Below are 19,423 nucleotides of genomic sequence, written 5' to 3' on the forward strand. Positions count from 1 at the left end.
AGGGAATTGGTAGTGCTAGGACTCTTCAATAAAAAAGCCAATACGCTTCTGGGGATCGACATCAGCTCCACGTCGGTGAAGCTACTGGAGCTAAGTCGTCAAGGCGACCGGTACCGGGTCGAGGCCTATGCGGTCGAACCGCTGCCCGCCAGTGCCGTGGTCGAGAAAAATATCGCCGAGCTCGAAGGGGTGGGGCAGGCGCTTGCGCGGGTGCTATCCAAGGCCAAAACCAGCCTCAGGAACGTGGCCGTCGCTGTGGCCGGTTCAGCGGTCATCACCAAGACCATCGAGATGGACGCCGGTCTTTCCGACGACGAGATGGAAAACCAACTGAAGATCGAGGCCGATCAGTACATCCCTTATCCTCTGGATGAAGTGGCGATCGATTTCGAAGTGCAAGGCGTGTCGGCGCGCAACCCCGAGCGGGTCAATGTGCTGCTGGCGGCGTGTCGCAAGGAAAACGTCGAGGTCCGTGAAGCGGCCCTGGCTCTGGCCGGGCTGACCGCGCGCGTGGTCGACGTCGAAGCTTATGCCCTGGAGCGATCGTTCGGCCTGCTGGCAACCCAGCTGGCCGCCTCTCAGGAGCGTCTGACCGTGGCGGTGGTCGATATCGGCGCCACCATGACCACCCTGAGCGTGCTGCACAACGGGCGGATCATCTACACCCGCGAACAATTGTTCGGCGGCCGTCAACTGACGGAAGAGATCCAGCGTCGTTATGGCTTGACGGTCGAACAGGCGGGGTTGGCGAAGAAGCAGGGCGGTTTGCCGGACGATTACGTCAGCGAGGTCTTGCAGCCGTTTCGTGATGCGTTGGTGCAACAGGTGTCGCGTTCATTGCAGTTTTTCTTTGCCTCTGGCCAGTACAACTCGGTCGATCACATTCTTCTGGCCGGCGGCACCGCCTCGGTCCCCGGGCTGGAGCGATTGATCGAGCAGCGACTGGGTACGCCGACCCAGGTCGCCAACCCTTTCTCCGACATGACCCTGAGCAGCAAGGTCAACGCCGGTGCCCTGGCGAGCGACGCTCCGGCACTGATGATCGCTTGCGGGCTGGCCCTCAGGAGTTTCGACTGATGGCGCGGATCAATCTTTTACCCTGGCGTGAAGAGTTGCGCGAAGGGCGTCGCAAACGCTTTTTACTGGCGTTGGTCGGTGTGTTGGTGGGCTCGGTGGGAGCGCTGCTGATTGCGGACCAGGTCATTAACAGCGCCATTAATCGGCAAGTCGCCCGTAACGATTACATCGGCAAGCAGATTGCCGTGGTCGACGAGCGGATCAAACAGATCAGCGATCTGAAGGCCCGCCGACAGCAACTCGTCGAACGCATGCGCATTATTCAGGACCTGCAAGGCAACCGGCCGATCAGCGGGAGGATTTTCGATCAATTGGCGCGTACCTTGCCGGACGGAGTTTATTTCACCGAAGTGAAAATGGTCGGCAAAACCGTGTCCATCACCGGCGCGGCGGAATCCAACAACCGGGTTTCGGATCTGATGCGCAATCTTGATGCCTCCGATTGGTTCGATGCGCCCAACCTCACGGAAGTCAAGGCGACCACCGCCGGTCAGCTGGATCAGGCCAATGTTTTTCAGTTGACCGTCCGTCAGACCCAGCCCGCGATTGTGGGGGGCGCTAAATGAAACCATCCGAATGGTTCGAAGGGTTCCGCCAGATCGACATCAACGATCTGGACACCAACAACATGGGTTCCTGGCCTCCGGCGATCAAGGTCCTGGCGAGTGTCCTGCTGATGGTCCTGGTGCTAACCCTGGGCTACAGCTTCTTGATCAGTGACCTGCAAAACCACCTGGAACTCAGGCGCGAGGAAGAATCGACGCTCAGGGAGCAATTCGCGACCAAAGCCCATATGGCGGCGAATCTGGAGCTGTATACCCAGCAGATGAAGGAAATGGAAAACTCCTTCGGCATGCTTTTGCGGCAATTGCCCAGCGACACCGAAGTGCCCGGCCTGCTGGAGGACATCACCCGCACCGGCCTGGGCAGCGGCCTGGACTTCGAAGAAATCAAGCTGCTCCCGGAGGTCACCCAGCAGTTCTACATCGAGCTCCCTATCCAGATCACCGTCACCGGCGCTTATCACGACCTGGCCACTTTTGTCAGCGGCGTGGCCGGGCTGCCACGGATCGTCACCCTGCATGACTTCGACCTGGCGCCGGCTAATCCCGATGGCGGTCCGAAGTTGCGTATGAGCATCCTTGCCAAGACCTATCGCTACAACGACAAGGGGTTGCAGAAATGAGCCCGATTCGTTGCCTGTCGATGGTTATGTGTCTGGTCATCCTGGCCGGTTGTGGCGGCGACAATGATTTCAGCGACCTGGACGCCTACCTGAACGAAGTGCGCCTGCGTGCCCCCGGCAAAATTGAACCAACGCCGACATTCCGGTCTTACCCGACATTCACCTATAACGCTGCCAACCTGCGTAGCCCGTTCTCCCGGCAGGTCAGAGTCGATCTGGCCGGTCAGAAGCACGGCTCGCGTAACGTCAAACCCGACCCCAACCGGGTCAAGCAGTACCTCGAAGGTTTCAACATCGAACAGTTTGAAATGGTCGGCACCCTCTCCAATGCAACCGGCTCCTTTGCGCTGCTGCGCGGGGCAGGCGGTGTGCATCGGCTGAAAGTCGGCGATTACCTGGGGCGTAACGATGGGCGGATCGTCGCCATCAGCGGTTCGCAAGTCGATGTGGTCGAAATCGTTCCTGACGGCGAAGGTGCCTGGCTGGAACGGCCGCGGACCATCCCTTTGAAAGAGCACTCATAGTGGAACTCGAATAATGAACAGGATTTTATCAACCTTCGGTATTTCGCTATGGATAGCGTTTCTGTCGCCGATGGTACTGGCGGCCAACCTCAAAGCGCTGGATGTCGCCGCGCTGCCCGGTGACCGTGTCGAGTTGAAGTTGTCGTTCGATGGGCCACCACCGCAGCCCCACGGTTACACGACAGAGCAGCCTGCGCGGATTGCGCTGGACCTGCCTGGGGTCACCAGTCAGCTGGCGAACAAGAATCGGGATCTGGGCGGCGGCAACGCCCGCAGCGCCACGGTCGTTGAGGCCAAGGACCGTACGCGACTGATCATCAGCCTGACTCAATTGACGCCATACAACGCTCGCGTCGAAGGCAACAATTTGTTCGTGGTTGTCGGGCAGGGCGCCGGTAGCAAGGCGCCCAAACCGGCCGCCAGCGCACCGCGTGCAGCCATTGCGACGCCAGTGCCCGCCAGGGTCAATGCACCTGTGGGCAAAGCCATCCGGGGCGTGGATTTTCAGCGCGGCACCCAGGGTGAGGGCAATGTGGTCATCGATCTGTCGGATCCGTCCATCGCCCCGGACATCCAGGAGCGCGATGGCAAAATCATCGTCGGTTTCACCAAGACCCAGCTGCCTGAACGGTTGCGTGTACGCCTCGACGTCAAGGATTTCGCTACGCCGGTGCAGTTCGTCAACGCCAGCGCCACGGGCGATCGGGCCATCATCAGTATCGAGCCCAGTGGCGCCTTCGATTATTCGACCTATCAGACCGACAACAAACTGACCGTCAGCATTCGGCCGATGACTGTCGATGACTTGCAGAAGCGCAACACCGAACGCTTTGCCTACACCGGCGAAAAACTCTCGCTGAATTTTCAGGACATAGATGTGCGCTCGGTGCTGCAGCTGATCGCCGATTTCACCAACCTCAATCTGGTGGCCAGCGACACGGTGCAGGGTGGCATCACATTGCGTCTGCAGAATGTGCCATGGGATCAGGCGCTGGACCTGGTGCTGAAAACCAAAGGCCTGGATAAACGCAAGATCGGTAACGTGCTGCTGGTGGCGCCGGCCGATGAAATCGCTGCCCGAGAGCGTCAGGAACTGGAATCGCAGAAGCAGATCTCCGAACTGGCGCCTCTGCGTCGCGAGCTGTTACAGGTCAACTACGCCAAGGCCGCCGATATCGCCAAGCTGTTCCAGTCGGTGACCAGCGCCGAGGCGAAAATCGACGAGAGAGGGTCAATCACTGTCGATGAGCGAACCAACAACATCATTGCTTACCAGACCCAGGATCGACTCGACGAGCTGCGTCGCATCGTTGCGCAACTGGATATTCCGGTGCGTCAGGTGATGATCGAGGCGCGTATCGTCGAGGCCAACGTCGATTACGACAAAAGCCTTGGCGTGCGCTGGGGCGGTTCGGTGCAGAAGGGTAACTGGAACACCTCCGGGGTCAACGGCTCTTCGACCACCATAGGGACGCCGGGCAGCACCAGTACCAACTCGCCGTTCGTCGATTTGGGGACTTCTGCCAATACCTCGGGGATCGGCATCGCCTTCATTACCGACAATGTGCTGCTGGACCTTGAACTTTCGGCAATGGAGAAAACCGGCAACGGGGAAATCGTCTCGCAGCCCAAAGTAGTCACGTCCGACAAGGAAACCGCGAAAATCCTCAAGGGCACCGAGATTCCCTATCAGGAAGCCAGCTCCAGCGGCGCCACCTCGGTGTCATTCAAGGAGGCTTCGCTGTCCCTGGAGGTGACCCCGCAGATCACGCCGGACAACCGCATCATCATGGAGGTCAAGGTCACCAAGGATGAACCGGATTACCTGAACAAAGTGCAGGATGTACCGCCGATCAAGAAAAACGAGGTCAACGCCAAGGTGTTGGTTAACGACGGCGAGACCATCGTCATTGGTGGGGTTTTCTCAAATACTCAGAGCAAGGTTGTAGATAAGGTGCCATTTCTCGGCGATGTGCCGTATCTTGGCCGCCTTTTCCGGCGTGACGTGGTTTCGGAGAAAAAATCCGAGCTGCTGGTATTTCTCACTCCGCGTATCATGAACAATCAGGCGATTGCTGTGAGTCATTGATTCTGTGCGAAATTTGATTCTTGTTGGACCGATGGGGGCTGGTAAAAGCACCATCGGCCGGTTGCTGGCCAAAGAGCTGCGCCTGCCGTTCAAAGATTCCGATAAGGAAATTGAATTGCGCACGGGCGCCAATATCCCGTGGATTTTCGATAAGGAAGGCGAGCCGGGCTTTCGTGACCGCGAGCAGGCGATGATCGCCGAGCTGTGCGCGTGCGACGGTGTGGTATTGGCGACCGGTGGCGGCGCAGTGATGCGCGAAGCCAATCGCCGGGCGCTGCACGCCGGTGGTCGGGTGGTCTATCTGCATGCGTCGGTCGAGCAGCAGGTCGGCCGAACAGCTCGCGACCGCAATCGACCACTGCTGCGCACCGCCGACCCGGCGAAAACCCTGCGGGACTTGCTGGCGATCCGTGATCCGCTGTATCGGGAAATCGCCGACCTGGTGGTTGAAACCGATGAGCGGCCGCCGCGGATGGTGGTGCTCGATATCCTCGAACGCTTGCAGCAGCTACCGCCCCGTTAATGCGCGGCGCGAAATGCGCTATCCTCGGCGTCCTGTCGCAGCCGCTCAAGGTTGTGGCAGCTGGCTACCGAATGGCGTCACACCAGCAGACGCCATGGAATTCGTAAACTCAAGGCAGGACGCCTGATTCCATCTTCACTGTGGGGACACATGCAGACACTCAAGGTCGATCTAGGCGAGCGCAGCTACCCGATTCATATTGGCGAAGGTTTGTTGGATCAGCCTGAGCTGCTGGCCCCGCATATCCGCGGGCGGCAAGTAGCGATCATCTCCAACGAGACCGTCGCGCCGCTCTACCTGGAGCGTCTGACCCGCAGCCTCGCGCAGTTCTCGGTGATTTCCGTGGTGCTGCCCGACGGCGAAGCCTTCAAGACCTGGGAAACCCTGCAACTGATTTTCGACGGCCTGCTGACTGCACGGCACGATCGCCGTACCACGGTGATCGCCCTCGGTGGCGGTGTAATCGGTGACATGGCCGGTTTTGCGGCCGCCTGCTACCAGCGAGGCGTCGATTTCATCCAGATACCAACCACGTTGTTGTCGCAAGTCGACTCTTCGGTGGGCGGCAAGACCGGGATCAATCACCCGCTGGGCAAGAACATGGTCGGTGCCTTCTATCAGCCCAACGTGGTGCTGATCGATACCGCCACCCTCAACACCCTGCCGCCCCGCGAACTGTCCGCCGGGCTGGCGGAAGTCATCAAATACGGGCTGATCTGCGACGAGCCATTCCTGACCTGGCTCGAAGAAAACGTCGATCGCCTGCGAGCGCTGGACCAGACCGCCCTGACTTACGCCATCGAACGCTCCTGCGCGGCCAAGGCTGCGGTGGTGGGTGCCGACGAGAAAGAGACGGGCGTACGTGCCACGTTGAACCTGGGCCACACCTTTGGCCACGCGATCGAAACCCACATGGGCTATGGTGTCTGGCTTCATGGTGAAGCAGTCGCTGCTGGCACCGTAATGGCTTTGGAGATGTCCGCGCGCCTGGGCTGGATCAGCGAACAGGAGCGTGATCGCGGTATTCGCCTGTTCCAGCGGGCCGGCCTGCCGGTCATCCCGCCGCAAGAGATGACCGAAGCCGATTTTCTCGAGCACATGGCAATTGACAAGAAAGTGATCGACGGTCGTTTGCGCCTGGTGTTGCTGCGCCACATGGGCGAAGCAGTGGTGACCGACGATTATCCGAAAGAGGTTTTACAGGCCACGCTGGGAGCGGATTACCGCGCCCTGGCTCAGCTTAAAGGTTAATAAGATCCCGATGACTAGTTTGCATGCCGACGAGGCTTTCCTCGGCCATTACCAGTTAAGTCATGACCCTTTCGCTCCACGGGTGCCTGGCTTCAAATTTTTCCCGGCCCAGCGCAAACCGGTGCTGGGGCAACTGCATCATCTGGCCCGTTACAGCCAGTTGTTGCTGGTGGTCACTGGCCCTCAAGGCAGCGGCAAAACTCTGTTGCGTCAGGCCCTGGTGGCCAGCACCAACAAACAGTCAGTGCAGAGCGTGGTGGTTTCCGCCCGTGGCGCCGGCGATGCGGCCGGTGTGCTGCGTCAGGTGGCTCAGGCGCTGAATGTCGAACAGGCCGAAATCGGCGCCATCCTGGCCCAAGTGGTACAGCTTGCCCTCACGGGGCAGGAAGTCTATTTGCTGGTGGATGATGCCGAGCAACTCGACGAATCCGCGCTGGAAGCCTTGCTGGCTTTAGCCGCGGGCGCGCCGGAAGGTCGCCCCCACGTGTTCCTGTTCGGCGAGTCCTCGCTGATTGCGCAACTTGACGCGCTGAGCCTTGAGGAAGAGCGTTTCCACGTCATCGAATTGCAGCCTTACACCGAAGAAGAAACCCGCGAATATCTGGATCAGCGTCTTGAAGGCGCTGGCCGGGGTATCGAACTTTTTACCGCGGATCAGATCTCTGATATTCACGAAAGCTCCGACGGTTGGCCTGGCAACATCAATCAGGTCGCCCGCGATGCAATGATCGAAGCCATGATTGCCAGCCGCTCAGCGGTGAAGCGTCCAAGTATGGGGTTCAACATGCCGAAGAAACACGTATTGGCGATTTCCGCCGTAGTCGTGGTCGCGGTAGCCGCCGCCTGGTTGATGCCGGGTCGCAGCAAAGCACCGACCACCGGCGCGCCTGCCAACGAACAGGCGCAACTGCCATTGGGCCAGGGCGCGCCACAAACTGACAGCAGTGGTGCTCCCGCCGTAGAGTTCGCCGGTAATTCACAACCGATGCCATTGCCGTTGGTCGGCAACTCGCAGCCGGTGATGCGTGGCCCGTTGGCCGAAGCGGCCGGTGGTATCACTGAAGGCGACGACGGCGTGCCGGTCGAAGGTTCCAGCGCTACACCGCCAACCGTGACCACGACTGCGCCGCCTGCGGGCATCCAGCCGGGCCCGGCGCCAACACCTGCCGCCAAACCGGTTCCAGCGCCGACTCAGGTCGCGACAGCCAAGCCAGCTCCTGCGCCTGTTGCCAAACCGGCTCCAGCGCCCGCCAAGCCAGTCGCCGCCGCCAAACCTGCCGAGAAGCCAGCCGCCGTGGCCAAAGCTGCCGGTGGCAGCTGGTACGCAGGCCAGGCGCCGGGTAACTACGTGGTGCAAATCCTCGGCACCAGCTCCGAATCGGCCGCGCAAAGCTTCGTCAAAGAGCAGGGCGGCGAGTACCGTTATTTCAAGAAAGTACTCAACGGCAAGCCGCTTTACGTCATCACCTACGGTAGCTTCGCCAACCGCGATGCAGCCGTTACCGCCATCAAGGCCTTGCCAGCGAAGGTTCAGGCTGGTAAACCTTGGCCTCGCACTGTCGCCAGCGTCCAACAGGAACTGGCAACAACTCGCTGAAGATTCGGCGGCCTTACCCAGGCCGCCTCTCCAAGCACCTCAAAATTTCTGCAAGTGCATGCCGTCTCTACAGACCGCGTGCCTTGTGGTGTCTGCGTTACAGTGGTCTTTGAGTCGTTGCGGTCAAAATTAAAAAAAGTTTTGACTAGCACAGCATATCGCTTTAAACCTTTCACAAATGCGACATAGATTTGCGACATTTCGTCGTCAAATTTGTGAGCCTCGGTGTCGGTGTGTACAATGACCTCCCTTTTGCCCCCGCAAAGCTGGCGCACGTTCGGCGTGGATGGTAACTGGCTGAATTGAAAAGAAATTTGCCTCGATAAGAGGCAGCCTGGTGAGAAAGTGTCTATGAAAGCAGGTCTGTACCAACCAGATGAATTCAAGGATAACTGCGGTTTCGGCCTGATAGCCCATATGCAGGGCGAGCCCAGTCATACCCTTTTGCAAACGGCCATTGAGGCCCTGACCTGCATGACCCACCGCGGTGGGATCAACGCCGACGGCAAGACCGGTGACGGTTGCGGTCTGCTGATTCAAAAGCCGGATGTATTCCTGCGTGCGATTGCCCAGGAAACCTTCGGTGTCGAATTGCCCAAGCAATATGCGGTGGGCATGGTCTTCTTCAACCAGGATCCGGTGAAAGCTGAAGCCGCTCGCGAGAACATGAACCGCGAGATCCTGGCCGAAGGCCTGCAACTGGTGGGCTGGCGCAAAGTGCCGATCGACACCAGCGTCCTCGGCCGCCTGGCCCTTGAGCGCCTGCCGCAAATCGAGCAGGTCTACATCGGCGGTGAAGGCCTGAGCGATCAGGACATGGCGATCAAGCTGTTCAGCGCCCGTCGTCGTTCGTCCGTGGCCAACGCCGCCGACGTCGATCACTACATCTGCAGCTTTTCCCACAAGACCATCATTTATAAAGGCCTGATGATGCCGGCGGACCTGACCGCCTTCTATCCAGACCTGAGCGACCAGCGCCTGCAAACCGCAATCTGCGTGTTCCACCAGCGCTTCTCCACCAACACCTTGCCGAAATGGCCGCTGGCTCAGCCATTCCGCTTCCTCGCCCACAACGGCGAGATCAACACCATCACCGGCAACCGCAACTGGGCTCAGGCCCGTCGCACCAAGTTCACCAACGATCTGATGGATCTGGAAGAGCTCGGCCCGCTGGTGAACCGCGTAGGTTCCGACTCCTCCAGCATGGACAACATGCTTGAGTTGATGGTCACCGGTGGCATCGACCTGTTCCGTGGCGTGCGGATGATCATTCCGCCTGCGTGGCAGAACGTCGAAACCATGGACCCGGATCTGCGCGCGTTCTACGAATACAACTCGATGCACATGGAACCGTGGGACGGCCCGGCCGGCGTGGTAATGACTGACGGTCGTTACGCGGTGTGCCTGCTCGACCGTAACGGTCTGCGTCCTGCGCGTTGGGTCACCACCAAGAACGGCTTCATTACCCTGGCCTCGGAAATCGGTGTCTGGAACTACCAGCCTGAAGACGTGATTGCCAAGGGCCGCGTTGGCCCAGGCCAGATCTTTGCCGTGGACACCGAAACCGGTCAGATCCTCGACACCGATGCCATCGACAACCGTTTGAAGTCCCGTCATCCGTACAAGCAATGGCTGCGCAAGAATGCCCTGCGCATCCAGGCGACCATGGAAGACAACGACCATGGTTCGGCGTTCTACGACGTCGATCAGCTCAAGCAGTACATGAAGATGTACCAGGTCACGTTCGAAGAGCGCGACCAGGTGCTGCGTCCGCTCGGCGAGCAAGGTTACGAAGCTGTCGGCTCGATGGGCGACGATACGCCAATGGCCGTGTTGTCCCAGCGCGTGCGTACGCCGTACGACTATTTCCGTCAGCAGTTCGCGCAGGTCACCAACCCGCCGATCGACCCGCTGCGCGAAGCCATCGTCATGTCGCTGGAAGTCTGCCTCGGCGCCGAGCGCAACATCTTCCAGGAGTCGCCGGAACACGCCTCGCGCGTGATCCTCAGCTCGCCGGTCGTTTCCCCGGCCAAGTGGCGCTCGCTGATGAACCTCGATCGTCCAGGCTTTGAACGCCAGATCATCGACCTCAACTACGACGAGAGCGTCGGCCTCGAAGCCGCAGTGCGCAATGTTGCCGATCAGGCTGAAGAAGCCGTTCGCGCCGGTCGCACCCAGATCGTGCTGAGTGACCGTCACATCGCTCCGGGCAAGTTGCCGATCCACGCTTCGCTGGCGACCGGTGCGGTGCACCACCGCCTGACCGAAAAAGGCCTGCGTTGCGACTCCAACATCCTGGTAGAGACAGCGACTGCTCGCGACCCGCATCACTTCGCGGTGCTGATCGGTTTCGGCGCCTCGGCGGTCTATCCGTTCCTGGCCTACGAAGTGCTGGGCGATCTGATCCGCACCGGTGAAGTGCTGGGCGACCTCTATGAGGTGTTCAAGAACTACCGCAAAGGGATCACCAAGGGCCTGCTCAAGATCCTGTCGAAGATGGGCATTTCAACCATCACGTCGTATCGCGGTGCGCAGTTGTTCGAAGCCATCGGCCTGTCCGAAGAAGTCTGCGAACTGAGCTTCCGTGGTGTGCCAAGCCGCATCAAGGGCGCGCGTTTCGTCGACATCGAAGCCGAGCAGAAAGCTTTGGCGGCCGAAGCCTGGAGCCCGCGCAAGCCGATCCAGCAAGGCGGCCTGCTGAAGTTCGTCCATGGTGGCGAATATCACGCCTACAACCCGGACGTGGTCAGCACCCTGCAAGCCGCTGTGCAGCAGGGCGACTACAGCAAGTTCAAGGAATACACGGCGCTGGTGGATAACCGTCCGGTGTCGATGATCCGCGATCTGTTCAAGGTCAAGACCCTGGATACGCCGCTGGACATCAGCGAGATCGAACCGCTGGAATCGGTGCTCAAGCGCTTTGACTCCGCGGGCATCTCTTTGGGCGCATTGTCGCCGGAAGCCCACGAAGCCCTGGCCGAAGCCATGAACCGCCTCGGTGCGCGTTCCAACTCCGGCGAAGGCGGCGAAGACCCGGCGCGCTACGGCACCATCAAGAGCTCGAAAATCAAGCAGGTCGCCACGGGTCGTTTCGGTGTGACGCCGGAATACCTGGTCAACGCTGAAGTGCTGCAGATCAAGGTCGCTCAGGGCGCCAAGCCCGGCGAAGGTGGTCAGCTGCCTGGCGGCAAGGTCAACGGTCTGATCGCCAAGCTGCGCTATGCAGTGCCGGGCGTGACCCTGATTTCGCCTCCGCCGCACCACGACATCTACTCGATCGAAGACTTGTCGCAGCTGATTTTCGACCTGAAACAAGTCAACCCGAAGGCATTGGTCTCGGTGAAGCTGGTTGCAGAAGCCGGCGTCGGCACCATCGCTGCCGGTGTGGCCAAGGCCTACGCGGACTTGATCACCATCTCCGGCTACGACGGCGGTACCGGTGCATCGCCACTGACCTCGATCAAATACGCGGGCGCACCGTGGGAACTCGGCCTGGCCGAAACCCACCAGACCCTGCGTGGCAACGACCTGCGCGGCAAGGTCCGGGTGCAGACCGACGGCGGCCTGAAAACCGGCCTCGACGTGATCAAGGCGGCGATCCTCGGCGCTGAGAGCTTCGGCTTCGGCACCGCGCCAATGATCGCCCTGGGCTGCAAATACCTGCGTATTTGCCACCTGAACAACTGCGCCACCGGCGTTGCGACTCAAAACGAGAAGCTGCGCAAGGATCACTACATCGGTACCGTCGACATGGTGGTGAATTTCTTCACCTACGTCGCCGAAGAAACCCGTGAGTGGCTGGCCAAGCTGGGCGTGCGCTCCCTCGAAGAGCTGATCGGCCGTACCGATCTGCTGGAAATCCTCGAAGGCCAGACCGCCAAGCAGAATCACCTGGACCTGACCCCGTTGCTGGGCAGCGATCACATCCCCGCAGACAAGCCTCAGTTCTGCCAGGTCGACCGCAACCCGCCGTTCGACAAAGGTCTGCTGGCCGAGAAAATGGTCGACCTGGCCACTTCGGCCATCAACGACATGAGCGGCGCCGATTTCGCCCTGGATATCTGCAACTGCGACCGTTCCATCGGCGCGCGGATCTCCGGTGAAATTGCTCGCAAGCACGGCAACCAGGGCATGGCCAACGCGCCGATCACCTTCCGCTTCAAAGGCACGGCGGGTCAGAGCTTCGGTGTGTGGAACGCCGGCGGCCTGAACATGTACCTGGAAGGCGATGCCAACGACTACGTCGGCAAGGGCATGACCGGCGGCAAGCTGGTCATCGTTCCGCCGAAGGGCAGCATCTACAAGACTCAGGACAGCGCCATTATCGGCAACACCTGCCTGTATGGCGCCACCGGGGGCAAGCTGTTCGCCGCCGGTACCGCGGGCGAGCGTTTCGCGGTGCGTAACTCCGGTGCTCACACTGTCGTGGAAGGCACCGGCGATCACTGCTGCGAGTACATGACCGGTGGTTTTGTCTGCGTATTGGGCAAGACTGGCTACAACTTCGGCTCAGGCATGACCGGTGGTTTCGCCTACGTGCTCGACCAGGACAACACCTTCGTTGACCGGGTCAACCACGAACTGGTGGAAATCCAGCGGATCAGCGGTGAGGCGATGGAAGCCTATCGCAGCCACCTGCAACGCGTGCTGAACGAATACGTCGAGGAAACCGACAGCGAGTGGGGTCGTAACCTCGCTGAAAACCTCGATGACTATCTGCGTCGTTTCTGGCTGGTCAAGCCCAAGGCTGCCAACCTGAAATCGTTGCTTTCCAGCACCCGTGCCAACCCGCAGTGATATGCGCCTGAAGAGTTTGATGAGGTTTTAACAATGGCTGAACGTCTGAATAACGACTTCCAGTTCATCGATGTCGGGCGCAAAGATCCGAAGAAGAAACTGTTGCGTCAACGCAAGAAAGAGTTCGTGGAAATCTACGAACCCTTCAAACCCCAGCAGTCGGCCGACCAGGCCCACCGCTGCCTGGGTTGCGGTAACCCGTATTGCGAATGGAAGTGCCCGGTGCACAACTTCATTCCCAACTGGCTGAAACTGGTGGCCGAGGGCAACATCCTGCAGGCCGCCGAGCTGTCGCACCAGACCAACACCCTGCCGGAAGTGTGCGGCCGGGTGTGTCCTCAGGATCGTCTGTGTGAGGGTGCCTGCACCCTCAACGACGGTTTTGGTGCGGTGACCATCGGTTCGGTCGAGAAGTACATCACCGATACCGCGTTCGCCATGGGCTGGCGCCCGGACATGTCCAAGGTCAAACCGACCGGCAAGCGTGTTGCGGTGATCGGTGCGGGCCCTGCGGGCCTGGGCTGTGCCGACGTGCTGGTACGTGGCGGCGTGACCCCGGTGGTGTTCGACAAGAACCCGGAAATCGGCGGTCTGCTGACCTTCGGCATCCCCGAGTTCAAGCTGGAAAAGACCGTGCTGAGCAATCGCCGCGAAGTCTTCACCGGCATGGGTATCGAGTTCCGCCTGAACACCGAAATCGGCAAGGACGTGACCATCGAGCAACTGCTCGAAGAATACGATGCCGTGTTCATGGGCATGGGCACCTACACCTACATGAAGGGCGGCTTTGCCGGTGAAGATCTGCCGGGCGTGTATGACGCGCTGGACTTCCTGATCGCCAACGTCAACCGCAACCTGGGCTTTGAAAAGTCGCCGGAAGATTTCGTCGACATGAAAGGCAAGAAGGTCGTGGTACTGGGTGGTGGCGACACAGCGATGGACTGCAACCGTACTTCGATTCGCCAGGGCGCCAAGTCGGTGACCTGTGCCTATCGTCGCGACGAAGCGAACATGCCGGGCTCGCGCAAAGAGGTGAAGAACGCCAAGGAAGAAGGCGTGAAATTCCTCTACAACCGCCAGCCGATCGCGATCGTCGGTGAAGACCGCGTCGAAGGTGTGAAAGTGGTCGAGACCCGTCTCGGCGAGCCGGACGCCCGTGGCCGTCGCAGCCCCGAGCCGATCCCGGGTTCCGAAGAGATCATTCCGGCTGACGCCGTGGTCATCGCCTTCGGCTTCCGTCCAAGCCCGGCGTCGTGGTTCGAGCAGTTCAGCATTCAGACTGACAGCCAGGGCCGCGTCGTGGCACCGGAACAAGGCCAGTACAAACACCAGACCAGCAACCCGAAAATCTTCGCCGGTGGCGACATGGTGCGCGGTTCCGACCTGGTGGTAACGGCGATCTTCGAAGGCCGCAATGCCGCTGAAGGGATCCTGGATTACCTGGGCGTGTAACCCCGATTCCTGAGCTGAAATGCAGTAACCCTGTGGGAGCGAGCCTGCTCGCGATAGCGGTGTATCAGTCACCAGATGTATTGGCTGACACTCCGTCATCGCGAGCAGGCTCGCTCCCACAGTTGTTTCTCAGTGTTGCTAAACAGCGCATTCCACCGCGACAAATTGACCCGATAGACAAAAGGAGCGGCTCTTGCCGTGCCTTTTGCGCCCGGCTCTGAGAAAATGCCCGCACTTTTTTTCCGGATGCCGACATGACTGCCCTGAAGAACGACCGTTTCCTTCGCGCCCTGCTCAAGCAACCCGTAGACGTCACCCCTGTGTGGATGATGCGTCAGGCCGGTCGCTACCTGCCTGAATACCGCGCCAGCCGTGCCAAGGCAGGTGACTTCATGAGCCTGTGCATGAACCCGGAGTTCGCTTGCGAAGTCACGATGCAGCCGCTCGACCGCTATCCGCAACTGGACGCGGCGATCCTCTTCTCCGACATCCTGACCATCCCCGATGCCATGGGCCAAGGCCTGTATTTCGAGACCGGTGAAGGTCCGCGCTTCAAGAAAGTCATCAGCACCCTGGCCGACATCGAAGCCCTGCCGATTCCTGATCCGCACAAAGATCTCGGCTACGTCATGGATGCGGTCAGCACCATCCGTCGTGAACTGAACGGCCGCGTGCCGCTGATCGGCTTCTCCGGTAGCCCATGGACGTTGGCGACCTACATGGTCGAAGGCGGCTCGTCGAAAGACTTCCGCAAGACCAAAGCCATGCTCTACGACAACCCGCAAGCCATGCACCTGCTGCTGGACAAGCTCGCACAGTCGGTCACTTCGTACCTCAACGGCCAGATCATGGCCGGCGCGCAAGCGGTGCAGATCTTCGACACCTGGGGCGGTAACCTCTCCGCAGCGGCCTACCAGGAATTCTCCCTGGCCTACATGCGCAAAATCGTCAGCGGCCTGATCCGCGAGCACGAAGGCCGCAAAGTGCCGGTCATCCTGTTCACCAAGAACGGCGGCCTGTGGCTGGAAAGCATTGCCGACGCCGGCGCGGATGCGCTGGGCCTGGACTGGACCTGCGACATTGGTGAAGCACGCCAGCGCGTCGGCAACAAAGTCGCCCTGCAAGGCAACATGGACCCGACCGTGCTCTACGCGAAACCTGAAGCCATTCGCGCCGAAGTTGGTCGCATTCTCGCCAGCTACGGCAAGGGCAGCGGCCACGTGTTTAACCTCGGTCATGGCATCACCCCGGAAGTTGACCCAGAACATGCTGGCGCCTTCCTGCGCGCGGTGCATGAACTGTCGGCGCAGTATCACGAGTGATCGTGGCCCAATAAAAAACGCCTGGCTTTGCCGGGCGTTTTTGTATGAGACATCAGGTAGTACTCGGTCAATGTGGGAGCGGGCTTGCTCGCGAAAGCGGTTGAACATTCAACATCGATGTCGACTGATCCACCGCTTTCGCGAGCAAGCCCACTCCCACATGGTTTTGCGTCAAGCCTTCACATCGCCCAACGGCGGCAATTTCGCCAGTTTCAATGCCACCAACAGCGCAATCACCAACAACCCGCCAATAAACAACCCGATCCCGTTCCAGCCACCCAAGTGCCAGGCCACGCCGCCCGCTGTACCCGCGATACTCGACCCGGCGTAATAGCTGAACAGGTACAGCGACGACGCCTGTCCTCTGGCCTTGATCGCTCGGCGACCAATCCAGCTACTGGCCACTGAATGCGCGCCGAAGAAGCCAAAGGTGAAGATCAGCATGCCAATGATCACCACCGGCAACGGCGTGAGCATGGTCAGGGCGAGGCCAGCGATCATCAGCACGATGGTTGCCCAGAGCACTTTGCGCCGGCCGAGCTGGTCGGCCAGGGCGCCGATTTTCGCCGAGCTGTAGATGCCCGACAGGTACACCACCGAGAGCAACCCGACGAAGGCCTGGTCCATGTGGTACGGCTCGGCCAGCAGGCGATAACCGATGTAATTGAACAGCGTGACGAACGCACCCATCAGCACGAACGCCTCAAGGAACAGCAGTGGTAGACCTGCATCGCGAAAGTGCATGGTGAAGCCGTCGAGCAGGCTGCGCGGATGCAACGAGCGGGCGCGGAAGTTGCGCGATTTCGGGAGGATTTTCCAGAACACCGCTGCGGCAATCAGCGCCAGGCCACCGATGACCAGCATCGCCGTGTGCCAGCTGACGAAGTCGATCAATACCCCGACGATCAACCGCCCGCACATGCCGCCAATAGCGTTGCCACCGATGTACAAGCCCATGGCCAGGCCAAGGTGCTGCGGATGGATTTCTTCGCTCAGGTAAGTCATCGCGACCGCCGCCAGACCGCTCAACGACAACCCCACCAGCGCCCGCATCACCAGCACGCCTTGCCAGCTCGGGATCATTGCGCTGGCCATGGTGCAGAGAGCGGCGGCGAACAGCGCGGCGACCATCACCGGTTTACGCCCGATGCGATCAGAGATGGGGCCGGTGATTAGCAAGCCGATGGCGAGCATGCCGGTGGCCACCGACAGGATCAGGCTGCTCTGCGCAGCATTGATGGAAAATTCGTGGGACAGCAACGGCATCATCGGCTGCACGCAATACAGCAGGGCGAAGGTCGCGAAGCCGCCCGAGAACAGCGCCAGCACCGTGCGCATGAACATCGGCGTGCCTTTTTCGATGTAGATCTCGCTTCGCTCGGCGACGACATCATCCAGCGCAGTGGGCGGAATTTCATGGGCGAGTGGGGCGACAGCAGTTTTCACTTCAGACCTCGGAGGGGCGCAGCCGGTCAGGCAATGAAAAAATCATATAGCTGGCTAATGATTCAATCCAATATATTGTTCGACCTGTTTGATAGGTTTAACGACCTAATGGAGTTTTCATGGAATTGCGCCACCTGCGCTACTTCATTGCCGTCGCCGAAGAACTGCATTTCGGCCGCGCCGCCCAAGTGCTGGGCATCTCGCAACCGCCGCTGAGCCAGCAGATTCAGGCGCTGGAGCAGGAGGTCGGCGCGCGGCTTTTCGAGCGTACCAATCGTCGGGTCGAACTCAGCGAGGCCGGTCGGCTGTTTCTGGAAGAGGCGCGGTTGGTGCTGGCTCAGGTCGACAAAGCGGCCGATGTTGCACGGCGGGCACAACTCGGTGAGTTGGGGGAACTAAAGATCGGCTTCACCTCGTCGGCGCCGTTCAACTCGACCATTCCCCAAGCGATTTTCTCGTTTCGCCAGCGCTTCCCGGCAGTGCACCTGAACCTGCGGGAAATGAGCAGTACCCAAGTGGCTGATGCACTGGTTGATGAGTCGATCGAAGTCGGCATCATGCGGCCGCTTGGGCTGCCGGACTCGCTCAGCGTAGTGGAATTGATGCGTGAGCCACTGGTGGCGGTGCTCAGCTCCAAGCATCCGCTGGTGAATGGCAGCGAAGAAGGTTTATTCCTCTCGGCGCTAGCCCTCGAACCATTCGTATTTTTCCCGCGCAGCTATGGCAGTGGTTTGTACGCACAGCTGCTCAGCCTGGCGCGGGATGCCGGTTTCAGCCCGCACTTCGCGCAAGAGGCTGGCGAGGCGATGACGATTATCGGGTTGGTGGCGGCAGGTTTGGGAGTGTCGGTGTTGCCGGCGTCGTATCAGCGGATGCGTATTGATGGCGTGGTCTACCGCCCGTTGCTGGATCCGGAAGCTGTGTCGGCAGTGTGGCTGGTGCAGCGCAAGGATCAGAAATCTCCGATGGCCAAGGCGTTTGTGGAGTTGCTGACGCGTAAGGTTGAACCGTTAATGCCATGACTGCGAGCGCCCGAAAGAGGGACATTTCAGGTTACGGATCTGCCTTGGTTATTTACCTGATTCTTGCGCAGAATCGTTTTTTTTCGATGAGTGTCATGGATGCCACTTCGATATCAACCCAAGGAAGGCAGCGTACTGATTTGCGACTTCAGGGGTTATGAAGTCCCCGAGATGATCAAGGTCAGACCTGTTGTCGTAATTCGCAAACACAGGACCAATAGTTTGTTGGTGACAGTCGTACCCCTGAGCACCACCGCCCCGGACTGTGTACTTGACCATCATCTGAAGCTTGCGAACCATCTGCATGGAGCCAGTCCGATCTGCTGGGCAAAATGCGACATGGTTGCGACGGTAAGTCTCTCCAGACTGGACCGGATCAAAAGTCGGGATCGTCAGGGAAAGCGTGTTTATCTCATTTCACAACTTGCAACAGATGAGTTTTTTGCAATCAAAGCCGCAGTACGTAGCGCTCTGGGTCTGTGATGGCACTAAGGGTGGCGCGACCGGCGAATTGCCAGCCGTTGTCGTCCGTTCAATTTAAAGCAATACTGCTGACGTTCCCGAAAGGGGCTTGTGAGACTCTGAGGATCCTGGGCAACCAGCCATCGCAGAGCCAGACAGGTAAAGGGCAATGACAAGCCGACCTGTTTGTGAAAGGGCGCCGAAAGGCGCCCTTTGTCGTTTCTAGTGTTACTGAACCTTCGCCAAATCCCCTTTCAGCGCAACGCCCGCCATGAGCGCCCCAGCGTGGCACTCATAGGTCTTGGCATCCTTGCGCTCATTTTTCTTGTAGAAGCTGACGATGTTGGTCACGGCGTTGGCACCGGCGTTCTTCGCGGCCTGGTGCAGGCTGATGATTGCCGATTGCGCGACCCATTCGCAGGCCACTTCGTCAGACTTGTTGAAGGCGTTGGTTTTCTTGTTGGTTACAGCGCCGGCGCTGAGGACGGTGACGTTGCCAGTCGGTGTATTGCCTGCCAGGTAGAACTTCACGCTGCCATCGATTTTGCCGGCGCGGGTTGCTTCGGCGACTGCTTTGTCAAAAGGCAGATACACCGCGGTGTCACGGGCCTGGCTGATGCTCGGCAATGCGCAGATCAGCAGGGTGGCGGCGGCAGCGAGTTTCTTGAAGTGCAT

General features: G+C 59.7%; 15 protein-coding genes. 13 read left to right on the plus strand and 2 right to left on the minus strand.

Translation table 11 applies throughout. The features are described from left to right. Positions 1–12: 12 nt before the first annotated feature. The 11 genes from ACZ9IM_RS01330 (at position 13) to hemE (ending at position 15,818) form a co-directional block, all read left to right on the plus strand. Positions 13–1,077, plus strand: a complete 1,065-nt coding sequence (locus ACZ9IM_RS01330) for a pilus assembly protein PilM (RefSeq protein ID WP_183681090.1) — start codon at positions 13–15, stop codon at positions 1,075–1,077. Beyond that, positions 1,077–1,643, plus strand: a complete 567-nt coding sequence (locus ACZ9IM_RS01335; protein WP_008067651.1) for a PilN domain-containing protein — start codon at positions 1,077–1,079, stop codon at positions 1,641–1,643. Before ACZ9IM_RS01330 ends, ACZ9IM_RS01335 begins: the two co-directional genes overlap by 1 nt. Then, positions 1,640–2,263, plus strand: coding sequence for a type 4a pilus biogenesis protein PilO (pilO, locus tag ACZ9IM_RS01340; RefSeq protein WP_476223212.1), 624 nt, complete (start codon positions 1,640–1,642; stop codon positions 2,261–2,263). The genes ACZ9IM_RS01335 and pilO overlap by 4 nt, the downstream gene beginning before the upstream one ends. Continuing rightward, positions 2,260–2,787, plus strand: coding sequence for a pilus assembly protein PilP (locus tag ACZ9IM_RS01345; protein WP_123499940.1), 528 nt, complete (start codon positions 2,260–2,262; stop codon positions 2,785–2,787). The genes pilO and ACZ9IM_RS01345 overlap by 4 nt, the downstream gene beginning before the upstream one ends. Positions 2,788–2,800: 13 nt before the next feature. After that, positions 2,801–4,876, plus strand: a complete 2,076-nt coding sequence (locus tag ACZ9IM_RS01350) for a type IV pilus secretin PilQ (RefSeq protein ID WP_476223213.1) — start codon at positions 2,801–2,803, stop codon at positions 4,874–4,876. 4 nt (positions 4,877–4,880) lie between these two features. Beyond that, the gene (gene aroK / locus ACZ9IM_RS01355; RefSeq protein ID WP_032830073.1) at positions 4,881–5,399 is read left to right on the plus strand and encodes a shikimate kinase AroK; all 519 of its coding nucleotides are present in this window, start codon (positions 4,881–4,883) and stop codon (positions 5,397–5,399) included. A 150-nt stretch (positions 5,400–5,549) separates the two neighbouring features. After that, positions 5,550–6,650 (plus strand): 3-dehydroquinate synthase, encoded by a 1,101-nt coding sequence (gene aroB / locus ACZ9IM_RS01360; protein ID WP_008009204.1) that lies wholly within the window; start codon positions 5,550–5,552, stop codon positions 6,648–6,650. 10 nt (positions 6,651–6,660) lie between these two features. Further along, positions 6,661–8,247: an SPOR domain-containing protein gene (locus ACZ9IM_RS01365; protein ID WP_427627955.1), complete on the plus strand. Its 1,587-nt coding sequence runs from the start codon at positions 6,661–6,663 to the stop codon at positions 8,245–8,247. 351 nt (positions 8,248–8,598) lie between these two features. Further along, a complete protein-coding gene (gltB, locus tag ACZ9IM_RS01370; RefSeq protein WP_476223214.1) occupies positions 8,599–13,044 on the plus strand; it encodes a glutamate synthase large subunit in 4,446 nt (1,481 codons plus the stop codon). Between the two features lie 33 nt (positions 13,045–13,077). Continuing rightward, positions 13,078–14,496 (plus strand): FAD-dependent oxidoreductase, encoded by a 1,419-nt coding sequence (locus ACZ9IM_RS01375; protein WP_048396075.1) that lies wholly within the window; start codon positions 13,078–13,080, stop codon positions 14,494–14,496. Between the two features lie 254 nt (positions 14,497–14,750). Continuing rightward, positions 14,751–15,818: a uroporphyrinogen decarboxylase gene (hemE, locus tag ACZ9IM_RS01380; protein ID WP_427626615.1), complete on the plus strand. Its 1,068-nt coding sequence runs from the start codon at positions 14,751–14,753 to the stop codon at positions 15,816–15,818. A 171-nt stretch (positions 15,819–15,989) separates the two neighbouring features. On the opposite strand, the gene ACZ9IM_RS01385 is transcribed toward hemE, so the two are convergent. Then, a complete protein-coding gene (locus ACZ9IM_RS01385; protein ID WP_427626677.1) occupies positions 15,990–17,231 on the minus strand; it encodes an MFS transporter in 1,242 nt (413 codons plus the stop codon). Between the two features lie 152 nt (positions 17,232–17,383). Here ACZ9IM_RS01385 and ACZ9IM_RS01390 point away from each other — a divergent pair, with 152 nt between their 5' ends. Further along, positions 17,384–18,286 carry a LysR family transcriptional regulator gene (locus tag ACZ9IM_RS01390; RefSeq protein ID WP_427626617.1) on the plus strand — a complete coding sequence of 301 codons (903 nt, stop codon included), beginning with the start codon at positions 17,384–17,386 and terminating at the stop codon, positions 18,284–18,286. 99 nt (positions 18,287–18,385) lie between these two features. Next, entirely contained in the window at positions 18,386–18,769 is a 384-nt protein-coding gene (locus ACZ9IM_RS01395) for a type II toxin-antitoxin system PemK/MazF family toxin (RefSeq protein ID WP_427626619.1), read from the plus strand. 207 nt (positions 18,770–18,976) lie between these two features. Here ACZ9IM_RS01395 and ACZ9IM_RS01400 read toward each other — a convergent pair whose 3' ends face one another. Continuing rightward, positions 18,977–19,423, minus strand: a complete 447-nt coding sequence (locus tag ACZ9IM_RS01400; protein ID WP_476223215.1) for an excinuclease — start codon at positions 19,421–19,423, stop codon at positions 18,977–18,979.

The sequence above is a fragment of the Pseudomonas sp. TE12508 genome (assembly GCF_056279485.1).